Origin of the sequence: Ornatilinea apprima, from assembly GCF_001306115.1 — a bacterium.
GTDB classification, from domain to species: domain Bacteria; phylum Chloroflexota; class Anaerolineae; order Anaerolineales; family Anaerolineaceae; genus Ornatilinea; species Ornatilinea apprima.
In genome coordinates this window covers 160400-178123 of the sequence record NZ_LGCL01000024.1, presented here as the reverse complement: position 1 = coordinate 178123, position 17724 = coordinate 160400, and the positions used below count along the sequence as shown (strand labels likewise).

The 17724-nt window shown below is 58.9% G+C and carries 22 protein-coding genes; 19 read left to right on the top strand and 3 right to left on the bottom strand.

The window, feature by feature from the left end:
• The first annotated feature begins 22 nt into the window (after positions 1 to 22).
• The 13 genes from ADN00_RS10610 to ADN00_RS10550 all read left to right on the top strand — a co-directional run bounded on the left by ADN00_RS10610 (position 23) and on the right by ADN00_RS10550 (position 11069).
• The gene (locus tag ADN00_RS10610; RefSeq protein WP_075062952.1) at positions 23 to 2272 is read left to right on the top strand and encodes an adenylate/guanylate cyclase domain-containing protein; all 2250 of its coding nucleotides are present in this window, start codon (positions 23 to 25) and stop codon (positions 2270 to 2272) included.
• Positions 2256 to 3245: a hypothetical protein gene (locus tag ADN00_RS10605; protein ID WP_152966327.1), complete on the top strand. Its 990-nt coding sequence runs from the start codon at positions 2256 to 2258 to the stop codon at positions 3243 to 3245. Before ADN00_RS10610 ends, ADN00_RS10605 begins: the two co-directional genes overlap by 17 nt.
• Before the next feature lie 391 nt (positions 3246 to 3636).
• Entirely contained in the window at positions 3637 to 4149 is a 513-nt protein-coding gene (gene rnhA / locus ADN00_RS10600) for a ribonuclease HI (protein ID WP_075063042.1), read from the top strand.
• An 11-nt stretch (positions 4150 to 4160) separates the two neighbouring features.
• Entirely contained in the window at positions 4161 to 4544 is a 384-nt protein-coding gene (locus ADN00_RS10595; protein ID WP_075062950.1) for a hypothetical protein, read from the top strand.
• Complete coding sequence (locus ADN00_RS10590; RefSeq protein ID WP_075062949.1) at positions 4531 to 5064, top strand: GNAT family N-acetyltransferase; 534 nt, start codon at positions 4531 to 4533, stop codon at positions 5062 to 5064. Before ADN00_RS10595 ends, ADN00_RS10590 begins: the two co-directional genes overlap by 14 nt.
• 27 nt (positions 5065 to 5091) lie before the next feature.
• Positions 5092 to 5640, top strand: a complete 549-nt coding sequence (locus ADN00_RS10585) for a flavin reductase (protein WP_075062948.1) — start codon at positions 5092 to 5094, stop codon at positions 5638 to 5640.
• Entirely contained in the window at positions 5637 to 6221 is a 585-nt protein-coding gene (locus tag ADN00_RS10580) for a hypothetical protein (protein WP_075062947.1), read from the top strand. Before ADN00_RS10585 ends, ADN00_RS10580 begins: the two co-directional genes overlap by 4 nt.
• A 30-nt stretch (positions 6222 to 6251) precedes the next feature.
• Positions 6252 to 7244 carry an aldo/keto reductase gene (locus tag ADN00_RS10575; protein ID WP_075062946.1) on the top strand — a complete coding sequence of 331 codons (993 nt, stop codon included), beginning with the start codon at positions 6252 to 6254 and terminating at the stop codon, positions 7242 to 7244.
• 26 nt (positions 7245 to 7270) lie between these two features.
• On the top strand, positions 7271 to 7735 hold the full coding sequence (locus ADN00_RS10570) for a GNAT family N-acetyltransferase (protein ID WP_075062945.1): 465 nt from the start codon (positions 7271 to 7273) through the stop codon (positions 7733 to 7735).
• A 19-nt stretch (positions 7736 to 7754) separates the two neighbouring features.
• A complete protein-coding gene (locus ADN00_RS20005; RefSeq protein WP_075062944.1) occupies positions 7755 to 7970 on the top strand; it encodes a PLDc N-terminal domain-containing protein in 216 nt (71 codons plus the stop codon).
• 71 nt (positions 7971 to 8041) lie between these two features.
• Positions 8042 to 9163 (top strand): 6-phosphofructokinase, encoded by a 1122-nt coding sequence (locus ADN00_RS10560; protein WP_075062943.1) that lies wholly within the window; start codon positions 8042 to 8044, stop codon positions 9161 to 9163.
• Positions 9164 to 9388: 225 nt separating this feature from the next.
• The gene (locus ADN00_RS10555; protein WP_075062942.1) at positions 9389 to 9736 is read left to right on the top strand and encodes an SH3 domain-containing protein; all 348 of its coding nucleotides are present in this window, start codon (positions 9389 to 9391) and stop codon (positions 9734 to 9736) included.
• Between the two features lie 28 nt (positions 9737 to 9764).
• Complete coding sequence (locus tag ADN00_RS10550; RefSeq protein WP_075062941.1) at positions 9765 to 11069, top strand: SDR family NAD(P)-dependent oxidoreductase; 1305 nt, start codon at positions 9765 to 9767, stop codon at positions 11067 to 11069.
• Positions 11070 to 11114: 45 nt separating this feature from the next.
• On the opposite strand, the gene ADN00_RS19770 is transcribed toward ADN00_RS10550, so the two are convergent.
• Both ADN00_RS19770 and ADN00_RS20000 read right to left on the bottom strand, forming a co-directional pair.
• On the bottom strand, positions 11115 to 11477 hold the full coding sequence (locus ADN00_RS19770) for a hypothetical protein (protein ID WP_152966325.1): 363 nt from the start codon (positions 11475 to 11477) through the stop codon (positions 11115 to 11117).
• 405 nt (positions 11478 to 11882) lie between these two features.
• On the bottom strand, positions 11883 to 12026 hold the full coding sequence (locus ADN00_RS20000; protein ID WP_160317515.1) for a hypothetical protein: 144 nt from the start codon (positions 12024 to 12026) through the stop codon (positions 11883 to 11885).
• Positions 12027 to 12083: 57 nt separating this feature from the next.
• On the opposite strand from ADN00_RS20000, the gene greA reads away from it, so the two are divergent.
• The 6 genes from greA to ADN00_RS10515 all read left to right on the top strand — a co-directional run bounded on the left by greA (position 12084) and on the right by ADN00_RS10515 (position 17116).
• The gene (gene greA, locus ADN00_RS10540; protein ID WP_075062939.1) at positions 12084 to 12542 is read left to right on the top strand and encodes a transcription elongation factor GreA; all 459 of its coding nucleotides are present in this window, start codon (positions 12084 to 12086) and stop codon (positions 12540 to 12542) included.
• A gap of 45 nt (positions 12543 to 12587) precedes the next feature.
• The gene (locus tag ADN00_RS10535) at positions 12588 to 13142 is read left to right on the top strand and encodes a DUF2179 domain-containing protein (RefSeq protein WP_075062938.1); all 555 of its coding nucleotides are present in this window, start codon (positions 12588 to 12590) and stop codon (positions 13140 to 13142) included.
• Positions 13143 to 13219: 77 nt separating this feature from the next.
• Positions 13220 to 14296, top strand: a complete 1077-nt coding sequence (locus tag ADN00_RS10530) for a C45 family autoproteolytic acyltransferase/hydolase (RefSeq protein WP_075062937.1) — start codon at positions 13220 to 13222, stop codon at positions 14294 to 14296.
• A gap of 44 nt (positions 14297 to 14340) precedes the next feature.
• Positions 14341 to 15408, top strand: coding sequence for a D-alanine--D-alanine ligase family protein (locus ADN00_RS10525; RefSeq protein ID WP_075062936.1), 1068 nt, complete (start codon positions 14341 to 14343; stop codon positions 15406 to 15408).
• Between the two features lie 185 nt (positions 15409 to 15593).
• Positions 15594 to 16205, top strand: coding sequence for a class I SAM-dependent methyltransferase (locus ADN00_RS10520; protein WP_075062935.1), 612 nt, complete (start codon positions 15594 to 15596; stop codon positions 16203 to 16205).
• 86 nt (positions 16206 to 16291) lie between these two features.
• The gene (locus tag ADN00_RS10515) at positions 16292 to 17116 is read left to right on the top strand and encodes a DUF6544 family protein (RefSeq protein WP_075062934.1); all 825 of its coding nucleotides are present in this window, start codon (positions 16292 to 16294) and stop codon (positions 17114 to 17116) included.
• A gap of 9 nt (positions 17117 to 17125) precedes the next feature.
• Here the strand turns inward: ADN00_RS10515 and ADN00_RS10510 are convergent, their stop codons facing one another.
• Positions 17126 to 17617 carry a DinB family protein gene (locus tag ADN00_RS10510; protein WP_075062933.1) on the bottom strand — a complete coding sequence of 164 codons (492 nt, stop codon included), beginning with the start codon at positions 17615 to 17617 and terminating at the stop codon, positions 17126 to 17128.
• Positions 17618 to 17724: the final 107 nt, after the last annotated feature.

Here is a 17724-nt window from a genome sequence, read left to right as displayed (position 1 = left end):
CTCGGAGTGAGAGAAGCCGCCGATGTCGCTTCAGGTTTTATTGTTGCAAAAAGAGACCAGGCCTGCGCGCGCCCTCACGCGCTTCTTTAAGCAGCGCGGAGACGCGGTATGGCAGGCCTGGCAGTTCAAACAGGCTGAGGGGCTGCTCAGCCAAATGACGTTTGACCTGATTCTGCTGGAGATGGATTTTCCCCAGGCAGAATGGCGCGCTTTTATCCAGCAGGTGCGCGAAAAATACCCTTCCATCCGCCTGATTCTCACGCAAAGTTACCCCGATCTGCCGCGCGAAATGTTCGCCCGCGAGCAGGGCTGCGATGTGATTGTGCGCCAGCCCTTTGATAAATTGTGGCTCGAACGCGCCCTGGTGAAAGCCGGGCTGGTTGCCGTGCAGCGCAGCGCGGCGGTGGATGTGCCCACCGCCAGCCAGCGCGTGCGCACGCCGGTGCGTTTCAAAATCACCATTCCGTATGTCATCCTCGCCCTGCTGTTTGCTTTGGCCGGGGCTTACATTGTCAGCCAGGTGGTGTTAGAGTCGGTGCAAGACCGCTACCTCAATCAATTGGTGGAAACCCGCCTGCAGGCCGCTGATTGGATGGTGCGCAAGGAAGAAAGTATGCTAGCCACCCTGCGTCTGATTGCCAACACGCAGGGCATGATTGATGCCGTGCGCGACCGAAACGCCGAAGCCCTGCGCGAGCTGACCCTGCCGCTGGCGGTAAACGCCCAAGAAGAGGCCGTGGAAGTGCTCAACACGCAGGGAATCAGCCTGCTTTCCATGCGCCGCGCGCCCGGCGCGGCTGCCGGAGAATACATTTTCTCCAGCAGCGAAGCAATTTTCCAGACGCTGCCGTTTGTGCAGGCGGTTCTGGAAGGCCGGCAGGACGAGTTGGGCGATAAATTCGCCGGGCTGGCCATCACCGAGCAGGGCATCTACCTGTACATGAGCGGCCCGGTCTATGACGAGCGCAACCAGGTGATTGGTGTGCTGCTGGTGGGCCGCTCGCTGAACACCCTGACCCGCGAAATGAAGCAGGAAACCCTGGCCGAGATCACCGTTTATGATTTGCAAGGCGCGGCCCTGGCTAGCACGCTTTCTGCCCCCCAGGCTGACCTGAACCTGCCCGGTGATGAAGTGCAAACCGTGCTGCTGCGCCAGGGAGAATCGGCCCCGCTGCGCGAGCTGCGCGCCGCCAGCATAACCTACAACGAGTTGCTGGGCCCTTGGGAGGTGCGCGGTGGCAGCGATGTGGGCGTGCTGGGTGTTTCGCTGGCGCAGGCCTTTTTGGTGCGCACCAGCCAGGTAACCCGCCTGCAAATTTTTGGATTGGTAGCCGGGGCTATTTTGCTGGTAGTGCTGGTTGGCTCATACCTGGCGCGCCTGATCACCGCGCCCCTCGAGCGGCTGGTGGCGGCTACCGGTGAGGTGGCGCGCGGCAACCTGGAAGTGAAAGTGGAAGCCAAAGGCGACGACGAACTCACCGCTCTGGCGCATTCGTTTAATTATATGATTGCCGGATTGCAGGAAGGTGTGATCTACCGCGACCTGCTGGGGCGCACCGTATCGCCGGCCGTGCGCGAGCAGCTGCGCGAGACATTCTCCTCTGGCGACCTGCGCCTGGCCGGTCAGCAGGCGGTGGCCACCGTGATTATGGCCGATATTCGCGGCTTCACACCCATTTCCGCCCAAACTGAGCCGGCTTTGCTGTTTGCCTGGTTGAATGAATATTTTGGCCGCCTGGTGCCGATTGTTACGGCGCACGGCGGTGTGGTAAATAAATTCGACGGCGACGCCATGTTGGCCTTCTTTGGTATTTTACCGGTGCCGCAGACGCCCGCCGAAAGCGCGCAAGATGCCTGCCAGGCGGCGATGGAGATGATCCAATCGATTGAGGAATTTAACCGCCAGCGCGAAGACCAGGGTTTGCCGCCCTTCCATACCGGCATCGGCGTGCATACTGGCCCGGTGATGGCCGGCGGCCTGGGCAGTTCGGACCGGATTCATTACACCATCATTGGCGACACGGTTAACACCACTCAGCGCCTCGAGGCGCTGACCCGCGACTTGATTGAGAACAGCGGCATTCTGATTAGCAGCGCCACCTGGGACGCCCTGGGAGAAAACCAGCGCATGCATTTTTCACTCTGGTCATTAGGTCAATTTACCGTAAAAGGCAAAGTGGAGCAGCTGGAAGTCTTCAGATTGCTGCCCCCCGAGCCGATAATAAAGGTAGAGGACGTGCAGGATGCAGCGGAACATGAAACGGACGAATGAAGCGCACATGCCATCTTTTTGGCGCATGATGATCTTACTGGTGCTGGCCGCCGGGCTGGCGCTGATCGCCTGGCTGTTGTTTAACCCCAACCGCACCAACGCGCTTGGCGCAACCGAACTGCCGGTCAGCCTGCATTCGGGGCTAGTGGCCAACTACAGCGCGGACCTGCGCGAATATGTGGTCCCCGCGGTGCGCATGGAACTGGTGGAAGAAGCTCTGGCCGACGCGGCCGCCCAGGAAGAGCAGGTAAGTGAAGTGCTGCAAAACCTGGAGACGCCGGTTCCCACTGTAACGCCGCGGCGCATTGATCCCACCGCGACCCCACGGGAAGAAGATGACGACGATGACCAGCAGGAGCAGAAGCCAGCGCCGCCCACCGCGGCGCCTCCGGCCGCTACTGCCACATCACAGTCCCAACCCACTCAGGCGGCTCCCAGCAGCACGTCCGTGCCGCCCACCCAGGTGGTGAACGCCACGCCGACATCCATAAAACCAACCGCCACCCAGGCCGTGCCAACCAGCATCATCATCGCGCCCAGCGCCACCAAACCGGCGCCAACCGCCACCAGCCAGTGGAGTTGGCCGTATTGGACGCCGATCTGGACGCCGCGCTGGTGGCCCACCAGTACGCCGGTTCCCCCCACTGCAGTGCCTTCCCGAGTGCCAACTCAGGCACCCACCCAGGCGCCGACTCAACCGCCAGCGCCGACCAGCCCGCCGCCTGCGCCGACCAGCGCGCCGGTGCAGCCTACCTCCGCGCCGGTTGAGCCGACCCCAGAGAACACCCGCCGCCCGCGCTGGTGGCCAACGCGCAGCAGTTATTTTGCCCCCTTCGATGTGCCGGATGAACGAATGGCGTCTCAGGCCACCCTGCCGGTAGCGGTTACCGGCACCCAAACACCGCCAAACTCGCTTTGGAGCAATCTTGAAAGTTTCTGGCAGCGGGTGGTGGATTGGTTAACCCCCGATTAGACGCCGGTTTCTCGCGAATTTTTCTCGCGGGGCTGCCATCCAGCAGCCCCGTTTTGCTTTTTGTGATGCGAGAAAGCAAGGAAGCAGCGGTCTGACTGCTATAGGGTCAACGCATCATCGATAAGGCATTCCGTGATGGATAGAAAACCGGGCAGCTTTGAGACAGCCGCATTTTAATTTTGAGCTTTTGGCCTCCCCTGCTGTCGAAAAGCTCGGAAAATTCTGCTCATGAGCGGGAGAGCAGGGTGGGGGATAACCGAAAATGTGGCGAATCGGCAAGGGATTCGTAGAATATCAATCTATGGATGCGTTCACCTGTTGGGAAGGCAACGCGCGCGCCTTTCTGACATTGTTGTATTACAATTGTTTCAAAAAGAGATCGGAAACCCTTTTGAGCAAACCGCAAGTCATCATTTACACCGACGGTGGAGCGATTGGTAACCCTGGTCCCGGCGGCTATGGCGCGGTCATTTTGCAGGCCGGGCAGCGCAAAGAGCTTTCCGGCGGCTATCGCCTGACCACCAACAACCGCATGGAATTGACCGCCGCCGTTGAGGCGCTTCGCGTTCTGCCTGTCTCCAGCCAGGTAACTTTGCACACCGATTCGAAATATCTGGTGGATGCCGTTACCCAGGGTTGGGCCAAACGCTGGCGCGCCAACGGCTGGAAGCGCAACAAGAAAGATAAAGCCCTCAACCCCGATCTCTGGCAGCAGCTGCTCGATCTGCTGGAAAAGCACCAGGTGGAATTTGTGTGGGTGAAAGGCCACGCCGGTAACCGCGAAAATGAGCGCTGTGACCGCCTGGCCGTGCAGGCTGCCAGCGGCAAAAACCTGCCCGCTGACGCTGGTTACCGCCCGGATGATGAAACCGGCGGCGAGCCGCGCCAGCTCAATTTGATCTAAACCGGGGTAGCATGCAGAAGGCAGACGCATTTCAATTTTTAGGCCGCCGCCTGCGCGCCGTCATTGACCGGCCGCTGGGCTGGCAGGATGCGCGCTTCAAATGGGCCTATCCGCTCAATTACGGCTACATCCCCGGCGTTTTCTCCGCGGATGGCGAAGAGCTGGACGCCTATGTGCTGGGTCCGCGCCAGCCGCTGGCGGAGTTTGACGGTGTATGCGCGGCGGTGATTGAGCGCCTGGATGATGTGGAGTGCAAACTGGTGCTGGTGGAACCCGGCGCGCGTTGGAGCGAGGCCCAAATTCGCCGCGAGGTGGATTTCATCGAGCAGTATTTTTGTTCCCGGCTGAAGATGGCCCCCGGGTTGGACGGAGTGGGTAAGGATGCTGATTCGTAACGCCCAACAGGAAGACGCGCGTGCCATCGCCCTGGTGCGGGTGGACAGCTGGCGGACCACTTACCGCGGGCTGCTGCCGGCCAGCTTCTTGAACGGCCTTTCGTACCGCGATGTCGAGCACTATTGGAACGGCATTTTGGCCGACCCCGCGCAGCACGGCTGGGCGTTTGTAGCCGAAGCGGATGGCGGCCAGGTGGTGGGGTTCTCGCTGTGCGGCCGCACTCGCGACCCGCTGCTGCCGCTGGAAGGCGAATTGTTTGCCCTCTATTTGCTGCAAAGCCATCAACGGCGCGGCATTGGCCGGCAGTTGTTTTTGGCCGCGGTAAACCAACTGCGGCGCGCCAAGCTGCGCGGCATGCTGGTGTGGGCGCTGGAAACCAACCAGACGGCGCGCGCATTTTACGAGCGCATGGGCGGCGTGCCTGCCGGGCAAAAGAATGCTGTTTTCGGCGGTATGCGCGTGATTCAAGTGGCCTACCGCTGGGACGATCTCTCTCAGTGGGATGCCGAGTCCCCTTAAGGATGGCAAACTGACAGCGAGGTGAAAATGATCCCTGAACTTTCCTTACCTTCCATTCCGCTGGACTCTCTGCGGGTTGCCCCGCATGCCTTATTCGATCAGCAGTGGCTGCTGCTCACTGCCGGTGATTTTGCGGCAGGCGATTTCAACAGCATGACCATTTCTTGGGGCGCGTTGGGCACCATCTGGAACCGCCCGCTGGTTATGGTGGCCGTGCGGCCCACCCGTTATACCTATGTCTTTATGGAGCGCTATCCCAATTTCACGCTCTCGGCTTTCGCGCCAGTCTACCGCCCGGCGTTGAACCTGCTGGGCAGCCGTTCGGGGCGCGAGATGGACAAGATTGCCGCCTCAGGCCTGACCCCGGCGGCGGTGCCGGGCTGCTCTGCGCCGGCGTTTATGGAAGCCGAACTGGTGCTGGTTTGTGAAAAAATGTATTGGCAAGATGTAAACCCCGCCCAAATGTGCGATCCGTCTTTCTATCTGGATTCGGCGCAGCCAGATCCGCACCGCGTCTACTTTGGCGAAGCGCGCGCCGCCTATGGGCTGGCTCGCTTTGCGGGAGAAGCAGCATGAGACCGCGGCGCGGTCTGCGTTGGAGCTTGTGGCTGGCGGCTGTGCTGCTGCTGGCGGCCTGCCGGCCTTCTGCCCCTGCCGCGCCAACGCCCCCCGGTGGAGAGGAAAACACGCCCACCCCGGCGGAAACCACCTTGCCCACGCCACTGCCGCCCTTTAACATGGCCGGGGTCAGTGTGGATGTGTATCCGGAAGAAGATGACCAGGCCAGCTACCTGGCTGTGTACCTGAACCTGTATAATGACTTCTTCTCCTATTTTGGAATTGCCCAGAACGAAGGCGCGGAATGGGTCAACAATCCGCTGGAAGTGGCGCTGCGCTTTCAGGAATGGCCGCCCGCCGAACCGAACTGCAGCAGCCGTAAAGTGTATTATCTGCCCGGTGAAGACAGCCGCCAGGTTACCATTATTCTGGTGCTCAGCGGCTGCCCGGACGAGACTATCAGCGAGATGAAGCTGCGCGTGGAACTGCAGCAGGTGGAGTCGTATTGGAATATCAAGTGGGCCGGAAAAATGTGGAAGTGCTCGCGCAGTGAATACGCCGAGTACCGCGACAACTGGAACCTGTTTCCCTGCCCCTGAGATGACTTTAAGCGTGATAAGGAGAGCAAAATGGAATACCGTTTCTTAGGAAAGACCGGAGTGCGCGTTTCTAAACTGTGTTTTGGCGCGATGTCGTTTGCCAAAGACGCCGATGAGGCGGAATCGGCCGCGCTCTACCGCCGCTGCCGCGAAGCCGGGATCAACTTTTTTGACTGCGCCGATGTGTATTCTAACGGCCAATCGGAAGAATACCTGGGGCGCTTCATCGCCAGTGAGCGCGACCAGGTGGTGATCACCTCCAAGGTCTACTTTCCCAGCGGGGCGGGGGTGAACGACCGCGGCTCTTCGCGCTATCACATTGTTCGCTCGGTCGAAGGCAGCCTGCGCCGCCTGAACACTGACCGCATTGACGTGTACTTCCTTCACCGCTTTGACGATTTCACCGACCTGGAAGAAACATTGCGCGCCCTAGATGATCTGGTGCGCCAGGGCAAGATTCTCTACCCGGCGGTGAGTAATTTCGCCGCCTGGCAGGTGGAAAAGGCTTTGGGCATCTCTGCCCGCGAGGGGCTGGCGCGCCTGGTGTGCCTGCAGCCGATGTACAACCTGGTTAAGCGCCAGGCCGAGGTGGAACTGCTGCCGATGGCGCAGGCCGAAGGCCTGGGCGTGATCGCTTACAGCCCGCTGGGCGGTGGTCTGTTGAGCGGCAAGTATGACCAGACCCACCGGCCAGAGGACGGCCGCCTGATGACCAACAAAATGTACATGGCGCGCTACAAGGATGATTGGATGTATGCCGCTGCCGGAGACCTGAACGCCTTCGCGCGCCAGAACGGCTGGGAGCCGGCCGCGCTGGCCGTGGCCTGGGTGATGTCGCACCCCGCCATAACCGCTCCGATCATTGGCGCGCGCAATGTGCGCCAGTTGGAAAGCTCGCTCAAGTCGCTGGAGATTGAGATGACCACCGAACTGCGCGAGCGCGTTTCGGCGTTTACCCCCGAACCGCCGCCCGCCACCGACCGCAACGACGAGCGCGATATCGATTTTATGGGCAAGCGCTGATCGCGGCGCGCCACACGGAGACCGGCATGAATCGAGGGATAAAAATTCGCAAAGCCGCCCCGCGCGACGTGGAAACCCTGGCGTTTTTTAACACCGCCATGGCCTGGGAGACGGAAGGCAAACGCCTCGACCCGGAGACCATCACCCGCGGCCTGCAGAACCTGCTGCGCCGCCCCGAGCTGGGCTATTACCTGGTGGCCGAACTGGATGGCGAGGTGGCCGGGGCGCTGATGATCACCACCGAGTGGAGCGATTGGCGCAATGGGCTGTTCTGGTGGATTCAGAGCGTGTATGTGCGCCCCGAATACCGCCGCCAGGGTGTCTTCAAACGCCTGTTTGTGGAGGTGGAAAATCTGGCGCACCAGGAAGCGGAAGTCTGCGGCTTGCGCCTGTATGTGGAACACACCAACCACACCGCCCAACGCACCTATCGCGCCCTGGGCATGCAAGAATCGGGTTACCGGTTATATGAAAAGGAATTTGACCGTTAAGAGAAATGGAGATAAGAAAATGATGGCAAGAGCTGGGTTTGTTTTCGCGAATGTTTTATTTTTCATGCTGATGCTGATCTGGCCGGTGTTAAGCCTGGCGGCGCTGTTTGTGCTGCGCGGCAAGCCGATCAAAGATACCGCCCGCGCCCTGTGGGCTTTGGTTATTACTGCTATTCCGCTGTTGGGCGCGCTGGCCTTTTTCATCGCCGCCGATGAGCCTGATTCGGCTGCCTAAACGCGCGCGATTTCGCTACAATTAAAGCATCTACAAGCAGCACAGACGGAAACCCGTCAAGGAGGAAGGCAATGACCGGAAAAATGGTTGGAGTCCTGACCGCCGGGGGAGACACCCCGGGCCTTAATGCTGCCCTGCGCGGCTTGGGTAAGGCCGCTTTAGGCGAATACGGCATGCACCTGATCGGTTTTCAGGATGGTTTTCGCGGGCTGATGCAGAACCGCATGGTGCGTCTGGATGAGCACGCCCTCTCCGGCATTCTCACGATTGGCGGCACCATTTTGGGCACCAGCCGCGACAAGCCGCATAAAATGCCGGTGGGCGGCAAGCTGGTGGATATGACCGACGAGATTGTGGCGGTGTACCAGTCGCACCACCTGGACTATCTGGTGTGCCTGGGCGGCGGCGGAACCCAGAAAAGTGCCCTGCGCCTGAAGAACAAGGGACTTAACGTGGTCACCTTGCCGAAAACCATCGACAATGACGTGGCCGGCACAGACACCACGTTTGGGTTCGATACCGCGCTCAGCATTGCCACCGAGGCCATCGACCGCCTGCACAGCACCGCCCACAGCCACCACCGCATTATTGTGGTGGAAATTATGGGCCACAATGCTGGCTGGCTGGCGCTGGGCGCGGGGCTGGCGGGCGGCGCGGATGTGATCCTGGTGCCGGAAATTCCGTACGATGTGGAAAAAATTGCCGAAGCCATACTTCAGCGCAGCCGCGGTGGCAAGCGTTTTAGCATTGTGGCCGTCTCAGAGGGCGCGCTTTCGGTTGAAGACGCGCAGGTGAAGGGCGCCCTGCTGAAACAGCTGGAAAAAGGCGACAAGGCCGACCGCAAAAAAGCCGAAGAAGACCTGGCACAGTTTGAGCTGGCGCATGTTGGCAACACCATGCGCCTATCGGCCAAATTGGAAGAGCTGACCGCGCTGGAGTCGCGTGTAACCATTTTGGGCTACCTGCAGCGCGGCGGCGCGCCTTCGGCGGCCGACCGCCTGCTGGCCACCAAGCTGGGCACCAGCGCGGCCTGCTTTATCCATGAAGGCAAGGCGGGTGTAATGGCGTCTGTGCGCGGTGAAAAAGTGATTCCGGTGCCGCTGGAAGAGGTAGCTGGCCAGCGCAAGCTCGTTCCGCTCGACCATGTGTGGCTCGACAGCGCGCGCAAGGTGGGTACCTGTTTTGGTGATTAACAAAGGGAGATTTCATATTTCCGGTGGCGGCTGAGTTCCTCTTGCCTCTCCGGGCAGCGAAAAAGGGGCGCGTGGGCACGTCCCTTTTTCAATTTTGTGAATTCAATTCGATTTTGCTACAAATTCTGCCGTTTTCACGCTACAATGATTCCAGGCAAGCGGGCGCGAAAGCGGCTGGATGCCCTGGCATGCATACCCGCTTTTCTTCCAGATGGATGGTGTCAATTGAAAGGATATTATCGGGCCATTGCGGCGCACCAAGCCGCGCCTTATGGAAACTTGATTATTTCCAAGGGAGATGTTTTACAGGCGGAAACGCGCCCAAGTGAATGGCCGGGCTGGGTGTGGGTAACCACCTCCAACCAGGTAAGCGGGTGGATGCCGCTGGCCTATTTAGATCCGGACGGCGCGGCCTGGCGTGCGGTTTGCGATTACCGCGACGTAGAACTGAGCGTGCAACCCGCCGACACGCTGGAAGTGCTATATACGCAAGACCAATGGGCCTGGTGCCAGCCGGCGCAGGGCGAGCCTGGCTGGGTTCCGCTGGCGGTATTGGAAAGGCTGAATACTTAAACGATTATTTGTTGTTGAGGACTGCTGAATGAACACGATTGAAACACTGCGGCAAATTGGCCTGTCCCCAGAATTTCTCAGTGGTAAAGTGGCGGTGGTGAGCGGAGCGGGGCGCGGAATTGGCAAAGAGCTGGCCCACGCACTGGCCTGGTGCGGCGCGCGCGTGATTCTGGCCGAGATTTTTAATGAAGGCTTACAGGTAGAAGAAGAGATCCATGCCGCTGGTGGTTCGGCGCGCTTCGCGCGCACGGATGTTTCTGACGCAGCGCAGGTGGAACGGCTGGTAGAATTCACGCGGAAAACGTTCGGCCCGGTTGACCTGCTGGTGAATAACGCCATCGTTTGCCCGGTCGCCTCTGTGGTGGAGATGGAACCCGCGCTGTGGGATAAAACCATCGCGGTGAATCTGCGCGGGGCGTATCTGATGGCGCGCGCGTTTGTACCGGAGATGATCTCCCGCCACAGCGGGGTGATCATCAACATGGTTTCCACCGACGCCATGCCCGGCCTTTCGGCGTATATTGCCAGCAAGCAGGGCCTGGTGGGTTTTTCGCAATCGCTGGCGGCCGAGGTAGGCGCGCAGGGTGTGCGGGTGATTGCGTTTGCGCCTGGCATGGTCGATACGCCCGGCATTCGCGGTGTGGCGCGCGACCTGGCCCCGCGTTTGGGCGTTACAGAAAAAGAATTTCTCAACCTCTCGCTGCACCCGGCCTACACCGGGTTGATGCCCGCGGCGCACGCCGCTACCGCTGCCGTTTACCTGGCCGGCGCGTTGGCAGAGGAATATCACGGTGATGTGGTGGACGGTTACGAGATTTTGCAGCGCTGTGGACTGATTGCGGCCCCTCAATCGGCGTTGAAAGAGACGGATGCCCCGCCTACCGGCAGCCCGGTGCGAAAGATGACCCCCGGCAGGATCGAGCTGATCCGTCAGGGTATTTTGTTGTGTCAGGGATTGGTGAAAATCCTCGAAGAAACCAGCGATGAGTTCAATCACCTGCCGGTGTTCGCGCGGCCGATGGCGCGCGCGGGGTTTAAGAATAAGGCGGGCGCCAGCATTCAGGAATGGATCCGGCTGGCAGAAAACACCTGCGCGCAATTGGAAGAAGTGGAAGGGCTGGACAGCCAAACCGAAAGAGAGCTGGGCGACTGCTATCCGCGCCTCAAGGAGTTGATGGGACGGCTGATTCAGTATTTGCGCGAGGTGCCGGACGAAACGGCGCGCTTTACCCGCGACGCCGCTCTGCTGCGGGAAGTGGCGCAGCGCGCCGCGCAGCGCGAATCATTAATCCGCTCGTTGATGGCCGTTCTGGATACGCTGCTGGAGGTTTAACCGCCAGCGCGCTTTTTGCTTCCGCGTTGTGGAAAAGGCAGGAATTTAATATCCAAATTCGTCGTCAAAAGAGGGCTTGCGCAGCTTGCCAGTTTTATGGCCGCGCTTGGCGGGTTTGCCTCTTTTGACGCCGCCAAATTCTTCCAATTCGAATTCTTCGTCGGTATCCCGGTTTTGGTCTACCCGGTTGAAGCGCTCCTGGCGGCGCCTGGAGAGTTTATCCGGGCTGGCCGCGCTTTCCACCGGATTCATTCCCCAACTAACCGATAACACTTCCAGTCTCAGCGGGTGGAGCGAGATAACTTTGGTCATCTTTTGACAGTTGGGGCAGGTTACATATTGGCCCAATCTTGGCTCTGTCTTGATGCGCACTAATCCATTGCAGGACGGGCACATAACCGTGAACATTTCAGAGACTCCCATAAATGATTGTGTTTTTGGTGTTTGGAATTGGAAAGATGTGAGTGGCCTGGATGCAGACGCGTTGGAAGGGCGAGGGCGCAGCCCTCAACGCGTGATAACGCAGTTCTAAAATCTATGGATGGATTCATCAAAAAGTGGAGTTTGTTTCTCGTGGTCGAAGATACCTGTCACTAGCGTTTAATTCTCTCTAATTATAATCGAAATTGAAGCGAAGAAAAGCGTGTTGATCGGGTTTGTAAAAGTTAAAACCAGCCGCGGCAGCTTTCGTTGCGCGCCGCGCGCGCTTTGGTTGCATGGTTTCTGCCTTTTGGGTTAGCCAGCCTGGTTGCCTGCGCCGGGTTTCAGGCGGCAAATATCCATTAAAACCCACCCGGTATTATAATTAATCTACTAGATGGTACGCTGGCTGCGGGCACTGATGGCAGCCGGGCTGCTCTTTTCCAAATGAAGGATGGTTGGTCTGGCTGTGCCGGCAGGCGGGTTCCCAATGGGAAGACCGCCAAGCGTACTGGATAGGCTGCCAAATGCGAGCATGAAAGAACGCCTTTCCAGGTAAAGATCTGTGTTTTTGCGACAGGAGAGGAAGAGACAATGACAACGTATTTGACACAGGAAGGGTACCAGAAGTTCCAGGAAGAACTGCACGACCTCATCTACCGCAGGCGGGACGAAGTGGCCGCTATCTTGCGGGAAACCGTGGGCAATGGCGAAGATGAAAACCCGGAATATGAAATGGCGCGAGCTGAACAGGCCTTTATTGAAGGCCGCATTCGCGAGTTGGAAATGCTGCTCTCCAGCGCGAAGATCATTGAAGAATCGGCCATGCCTTCCAGTGTTGTGCAAATCGGATCGAAGGTAACCATTCAAGAAGAGGGCTATGACCCTGAAACGTATATGATTGTTGGCTCGGCCGAGGCCAACCCCAAAGAGGGACGCATTTCCAACGAGTCGCCAATTGGAAAAGCCATTATGAGCCGCGCGGCGGGTGATGAAGTGATGGTGCACACACCCACCGGCAACTACACGGTGAAAATTCTTCAGGTGGAGTAAGGTTCGCGGCAGGAGAAAATTAAGGAAAAGGAAAAATAAAAGCAAATGATGGAATTAAATCCGATCTATGCCGGAATACTGGTGTTCTTTTTACGGGTGATTGACATGTCGCTCGACACGCTGCGCCTGCTGTTTGTGATGCGCGGCAAAAAACTGTTGGCGGGCGCGGTGGGCAGCATTCAGGCCGCCGTGTTTGTGGTGGCGATTGGCGCCGTGCTTACCGGCCCCCTCAATGTGTGGACGGTGCTGGGTTACGCCGGCGGCTTTGGCACGGGTGTGATCCTGGGCATTTACCTGGAGCAGCGCCTGGCGATTGGTTTTGGCATGCTGCAGGTCTTCTCGGCTGAACGCGGCGCGGAAATCGCCGCACGCCTGCGAGAAGCAGGCTACGCCGCCACCATCTCCACTGCCACGGGCATGAAGGGTGAGGTGTTTATTATCCACTGCGCTGTGCAGCGCAAGGAAATTGGACGCGTGCAGCTTTTGATCACCCAGGTAGACCCAGACGCCTTTATCACGCTGGACGATGTTCAGCCATTGCACAGCGGCTATTTTAAGCCATCTGACCGGCGAAAGTGGGGCCGCAGCGCAAGGGTGTAACCCCAGCAGAAGATTGAAAGACTCGCCGGCGCTCATTATCGCGCCGGTGATTGTTCTCCGGACGGCGCGGAGGAAAGATGAAAGAGAAAATGATTCCGCTGATTTCCATATACGGCAGTCACCGCCAGATGGGCAACCAGATTGGCGAGGCTTGCCGCCAGCAGGTGGCGCACAGCATAGAAAACGCGCGCACCTTATTATCCGATGCGTATAACGATCTTCAACTCACCTGGGGTGGCGCGCAAATTCAGTCGCGCAAGTACATTCCCTTTGCCGAAGAGCGCTACCCGCAGTATGTGGAAGAACTGCATGGCATTGCCGAAGGCGCCAACGTCTCGTTTGATGATGTGGCGGTGGTCAACGCCATGGAAGCGGTGACCACTGACGCCCTGCATCTGATGAAATGCACCAGCCTGGCGGTGAACCAATCGTGTACGGCCAATGACAATGTTTTGGTGGCACACAATGAAGACTGGGTCCCCGAAGATGAGGACGATGTGTTTTTGGTGCACGCCCAGCCCGCAGATGAGCCGCCCTTTCTGGCGATGACCTACGGCTGCCTGTTACCCAATATTGGCTTTAATGCTTACGGCATTGCTCAATGCTGCGATTCTGTTTACACTGAAGACTGCCGCATAGGTATTCCGCGCATCATTGTCTCGCGGGCGGTGCTGGCGGCCAAACGCCCCTCTGACGCCATCCGCCACATGCTGGCCCCCAAGCGCGCGGCCGGCTACAATCACCTGCTGGTGCATGAGAGCGGTGAAATATACAGCGTGGAGGTTTCGGCGCGCCAGTTTGCTCTGCTCTACGGTGAAGACGGCTACATGGTGCATACCAATCACTATGTTGACCCGGAAATGAAAAAGATTGAAAGCGAGCCGGATGAGTTGATCAGCACGCGGGTGCGCTATTGGCGCGCCAGTCGTCTGCTGACCCAATCGCGGCGCCACACGGTGAAAACGCTGCAAGAAATCTTGCGCGATCATCTCAACTCTCCCGACGCGATATGCAACCACGATACCGCCGGCGATCCGTTGGACCGTGAGAAAACCATCACCTCGCTGGTGATGGACCTCACCACGCGCCAGATGCACGCCGCCTGGGGCAATCCGTGTGAAAATACGTACCATACCTTCCAGTTAAACGCCTGAAAACGGCGATTTCAAACGATCAAAAAGGACCAACCAAACCCAACATGAAAAAATTCCGTGTGGCCGTTCTGGCCAATCTCAAAAAGAATGCCCCCCGCATTGATGGTATGCCCGCCGACCAGTGGGACGACTTGGATTCGGAAAAGACGATTAATGCCCTGGTCGACGCTGTACGCAGCGGCGGGCACGAGGCCGAGTTCTTTGAGGGCGACACCAGCCTGGTGAATACCCTGCCAAGTTATCAGCCGGATATCTGCTTTAATATTTGCGAAGGCCACTTTGGCGACTCGCGCGAGGCGCATATCCCTTCTATTTTGGAGATGCTGCGAATCCCCTACACCGGCTCTAAAGTGCTCACCCTGGCGCTGGCGCTGGATAAACCGATGACCAAGCGCATTCTGGCCTGGCACGACCTGCCCACCCCGCCGTTTCAGACCTTTGAGCGTTCCAATGAAAAACTGCACGATGACCTCACCTTCCCGCTGTTTGTAAAACCCAGCCGCGAAGGCACAGGCATGGGTGTGAGCCGCAAGTCGATTGTTCACAACGAAGAAGAACTGCGCGAACAGGTAAGCTACATCATTGAGCGCTATCACCAGGTGGCCCTGGTGGAAAACTACATTGAAGGCCGCGAGATTACCGTGGGCATGGTGGGCAATCTGGTGGGGCCGGTGGCGCGTCGTTTGCCGGTTAACCCGCGCGCCCCGCGCGTGCAGGCCGGCTTGCGCTTCTTCCCGCCCCTCGAAGTGGACTTGCAGCCGTACCACGACAGCGACGAGGTGTACAGCAACCGCCTCAAGGTAGACCTGGCCGACCAGCTCACCTACTTGTGCCCAGCCAGCCTGGACGACGAGGTGATTGACGAACTGAACTGGCTGGCGGCGGCGGTGTTCCGCGTGACCGGTGGGTTGGACGTATCGCGGGTGGACTTCCGTCTGGACGCCAACGACAACTGGAAGCCCTACATTCTGGAGATCAACCCCCTGCCGGGACTTTCGCCGGGCATCTCGGACATTGTGATCGAAGCCGCCGCCGACGGCGTGGAGCATGCGGAGCTGGTTAACATGATCCTCAACACCGCTCTGCGGCGCTACAATTTGATTGAAGATTAATTACCGCCGCCTCTCCGCTGCTGGTTGGGAGAGGCGGTTTTCTTTTGCTTACTGTGGTATTGATTCTACCCCCATTTTTTTGTTTTGTCTTCCTTCGTTAGGCTGGAAATAAGACTGGCCTTCTGCCCAATAGCTTGCGCGCCGGCGGGCGGGTATACTGTGCATGAAAATGGAGGTTTTGCCCAATGAACAACACGCTTTACCCTGCTCCGCTCTATACGTTTTTATCGCTGTGCCAGCGTGAAGCCCTGCCCAAAGAAGTGCTCGACTGCGGCGCGGGCGGCGCCAACCCGCCCCTCAACCTGTTTTGCGCCTATGGCTATCGTGCCGCCGGGGTGGAGATTGACCCGCAGCGCGCCCAGCTGGCGCGCGAGGCCGCCCGCCAGCACGGCTTTACCGTGGATATTCGCGAGGCGGATATGCGCCGCCTGCCCTTCGCGGACCAATCCTTTAGCTTTGTTTACTCTTACAATTCCGTTTTCCACCTGTCCAAAGCGGATATTGCCGCCGCCATCGCGGAAATGCGCCGCGTGCTGCGCCCCGGCGGCCTGTTTTATGTGAACTTTCTTTCGGTGGATGACGGCGGGTTTGGCGAGGGCCAGCCGCTGGAAAAGGGCGAGTTCTTGCAGGAAGAAGACCGCGGCCTGGTGCTGCACAGTTATTTTGAGGACGACGAAGGCGACTGCTATTTTGACGGCATGCAAACCCTGATCAAAGAAAAGCGCGCGCGCCGGCAGCTGCACAGCGACGGGCAGGTCTACCGGATGGCGTTTTTGGACTATATGCTGCGTGTGTAAATCCTCTTTAAGTAGATGGCGGCGGAGTTTTTTCTATGGTATAAAGGGAATCATCAACTGGTTGTTGAAAAGTAAGGAACAGCCCCATGTTCGTCATTATCTGGTTGGTGGGCGTTTTTGTGCTCGGGGCGGCCATCATGGTTGTGCTGGCGCTCCAGGGATTTGAAATCCGCCCCAAGGCATTCCGGGCGCCAACTTCGCGTCCCGCCCCAGAACCCCAGCCCCTGCCTGAAGACCATTTGCCGCTGCCTGTGCGTGACTATCTGCGCGCCAGCCTGTGCGGGGCTGCCGCCTTGCCGGAGAACGCCGCTGTGTGGGGGCGCGCCCAGGTGCGTTATAAGCGCCGCTGGCTGCCGATGCGCTTCAAAACCCTCTACCTGCCGGGGAGCGCTTTTTACCGCCGCTGGCAGGGATCGTGGTATGGCATGCCGGTCGCGCGTGGAGAGGAATACCTGCGCGGCGGGCGCGGCGTCATTCGCATGTCGCGGCGCGCGCAAAACGGCGATACCATTGATCACTGGAATTTACTCAAGCTGTGGGTAGAGGCGGTGTGGCATCCTTCTATTTACGCGCTGGATAGTCGCGCGCGCTGGGAGGGACTTTCCAATCTGGCGGCAGAGCTGGTAGTGCCGTACAATGGCGGTGAAACCCGCCTGACGGCTTTCTTTGACCCGCAAACCAACTTGCTGTCGCATTTTACCGCGCTGCAGCCCCGCTCTGGGTATGCCCGGCCGCAGCTCTGGCGCGTGGACTTCTCCGACTGGGAGCGGATTAATGGCGTAATGCTGCCCTCACAGGCAGTTTTCCGCTGGGAAGACGACCCGCAGCCTTACGCGCGCTGGAAAATTGACGGCGCGGCGGTGAATATCAACGCTGCGCGCTGGTTGGGCGGGGCGCGCTTGGAAAAATAAGCGCGGGTTTCAGATCACCTGGTCGTTTTTGCCGGCCAATTGGCGCAGCAGTTCCATTTGCCCAACATGGTAGGTTTCGTGCCAGGCCAGGCTGGCAATTTCTTCTCCTACACTGCTCTGGCCGTTTTCCCCATCTTCCAACAGATAATCGAGGCGTTCTTGCGGCGTGGCGCGCAGCGCCGAGAAGATCATCTGCTGCGATTCGTCCAGGTTGGCGAGCAGCGCCTCCAGCGCGACGGCGCCGTCATCGCCGGTAATGGGCGCGGAGCCGGTCTCGTACAGCGCCATCTGATCGGCGGTCAGCACCGGCGGCTCGCCCAGCAGGGCCAGCACCGCGCAGCGCCCGGTGAGGATGTGTCCCAGCACCCAGTTAAGGCAGTTACCGCGCACCGGCGGCTGGATGAGACTGTCGGCGTGGGTGAGGCCCTCAACCTGCTGCCTGATCACCCAGTAGGTGAGATGAAAACTCTGCGCGAGATGTTTTGCGTCTGGATAAGCCATGATGGGTTCCTCCCTGGTGTGGATTGCGAGACATACTTAATCATCTTATCGATGATAAAATGGACTGTCAAGCAGCAAAGCCCGCATTTCTAACTCTTTCCGGGAGC

What these genes read in the sequence shown, in the direction of transcription:
- ADN00_RS10610 (WP_075062952.1), top strand. Translation starts at nt 23, where the DNA reads ATGTCGCTTCAGGTTTTATTGTTGCAAAAAGAGACCAGGCCTGCGCGC.
- ADN00_RS10605 (WP_152966327.1), top strand. Translation starts at nt 2,256, where the DNA reads ATGAAACGGACGAATGAAGCGCACATGCCATCTTTTTGGCGCATGATG.
- ADN00_RS10595 (WP_075062950.1), top strand. Translation starts at nt 4,161, where the DNA reads ATGCAGAAGGCAGACGCATTTCAATTTTTAGGCCGCCGCCTGCGCGCC.
- ADN00_RS10590 (WP_075062949.1), top strand. Translation starts at nt 4,531, where the DNA reads ATGCTGATTCGTAACGCCCAACAGGAAGACGCGCGTGCCATCGCCCTG.
- ADN00_RS10585 (WP_075062948.1), top strand. Translation starts at nt 5,092, where the DNA reads ATGATCCCTGAACTTTCCTTACCTTCCATTCCGCTGGACTCTCTGCGG.
- ADN00_RS10580 (WP_075062947.1), top strand. Translation starts at nt 5,637, where the DNA reads ATGAGACCGCGGCGCGGTCTGCGTTGGAGCTTGTGGCTGGCGGCTGTG.
- ADN00_RS10575 (WP_075062946.1), top strand. Translation starts at nt 6,252, where the DNA reads ATGGAATACCGTTTCTTAGGAAAGACCGGAGTGCGCGTTTCTAAACTG.
- ADN00_RS10570 (WP_075062945.1), top strand. Translation starts at nt 7,271, where the DNA reads ATGAATCGAGGGATAAAAATTCGCAAAGCCGCCCCGCGCGACGTGGAA.
- ADN00_RS20005 (WP_075062944.1), top strand. Translation starts at nt 7,755, where the DNA reads ATGATGGCAAGAGCTGGGTTTGTTTTCGCGAATGTTTTATTTTTCATG.
- ADN00_RS10560 (WP_075062943.1), top strand. Translation starts at nt 8,042, where the DNA reads ATGACCGGAAAAATGGTTGGAGTCCTGACCGCCGGGGGAGACACCCCG.
- ADN00_RS10550 (WP_075062941.1), top strand. Translation starts at nt 9,765, where the DNA reads ATGAACACGATTGAAACACTGCGGCAAATTGGCCTGTCCCCAGAATTT.
- ADN00_RS19770 (WP_152966325.1), bottom strand. Translation starts at nt 11,477, where the DNA reads ATGTTCACGGTTATGTGCCCGTCCTGCAATGGATTAGTGCGCATCAAG.
- ADN00_RS20000 (WP_160317515.1), bottom strand. Translation starts at nt 12,026, where the DNA reads ATGCTCGCATTTGGCAGCCTATCCAGTACGCTTGGCGGTCTTCCCATT.
- greA (WP_075062939.1), top strand. Translation starts at nt 12,084, where the DNA reads ATGACAACGTATTTGACACAGGAAGGGTACCAGAAGTTCCAGGAAGAA.
- ADN00_RS10535 (WP_075062938.1), top strand. Translation starts at nt 12,588, where the DNA reads ATGATGGAATTAAATCCGATCTATGCCGGAATACTGGTGTTCTTTTTA.
- ADN00_RS10530 (WP_075062937.1), top strand. Translation starts at nt 13,220, where the DNA reads ATGAAAGAGAAAATGATTCCGCTGATTTCCATATACGGCAGTCACCGC.
- ADN00_RS10525 (WP_075062936.1), top strand. Translation starts at nt 14,341, where the DNA reads ATGAAAAAATTCCGTGTGGCCGTTCTGGCCAATCTCAAAAAGAATGCC.
- ADN00_RS10520 (WP_075062935.1), top strand. Translation starts at nt 15,594, where the DNA reads ATGAACAACACGCTTTACCCTGCTCCGCTCTATACGTTTTTATCGCTG.
- ADN00_RS10515 (WP_075062934.1), top strand. Translation starts at nt 16,292, where the DNA reads ATGTTCGTCATTATCTGGTTGGTGGGCGTTTTTGTGCTCGGGGCGGCC.
- ADN00_RS10510 (WP_075062933.1), bottom strand. Translation starts at nt 17,617, where the DNA reads ATGGCTTATCCAGACGCAAAACATCTCGCGCAGAGTTTTCATCTCACC.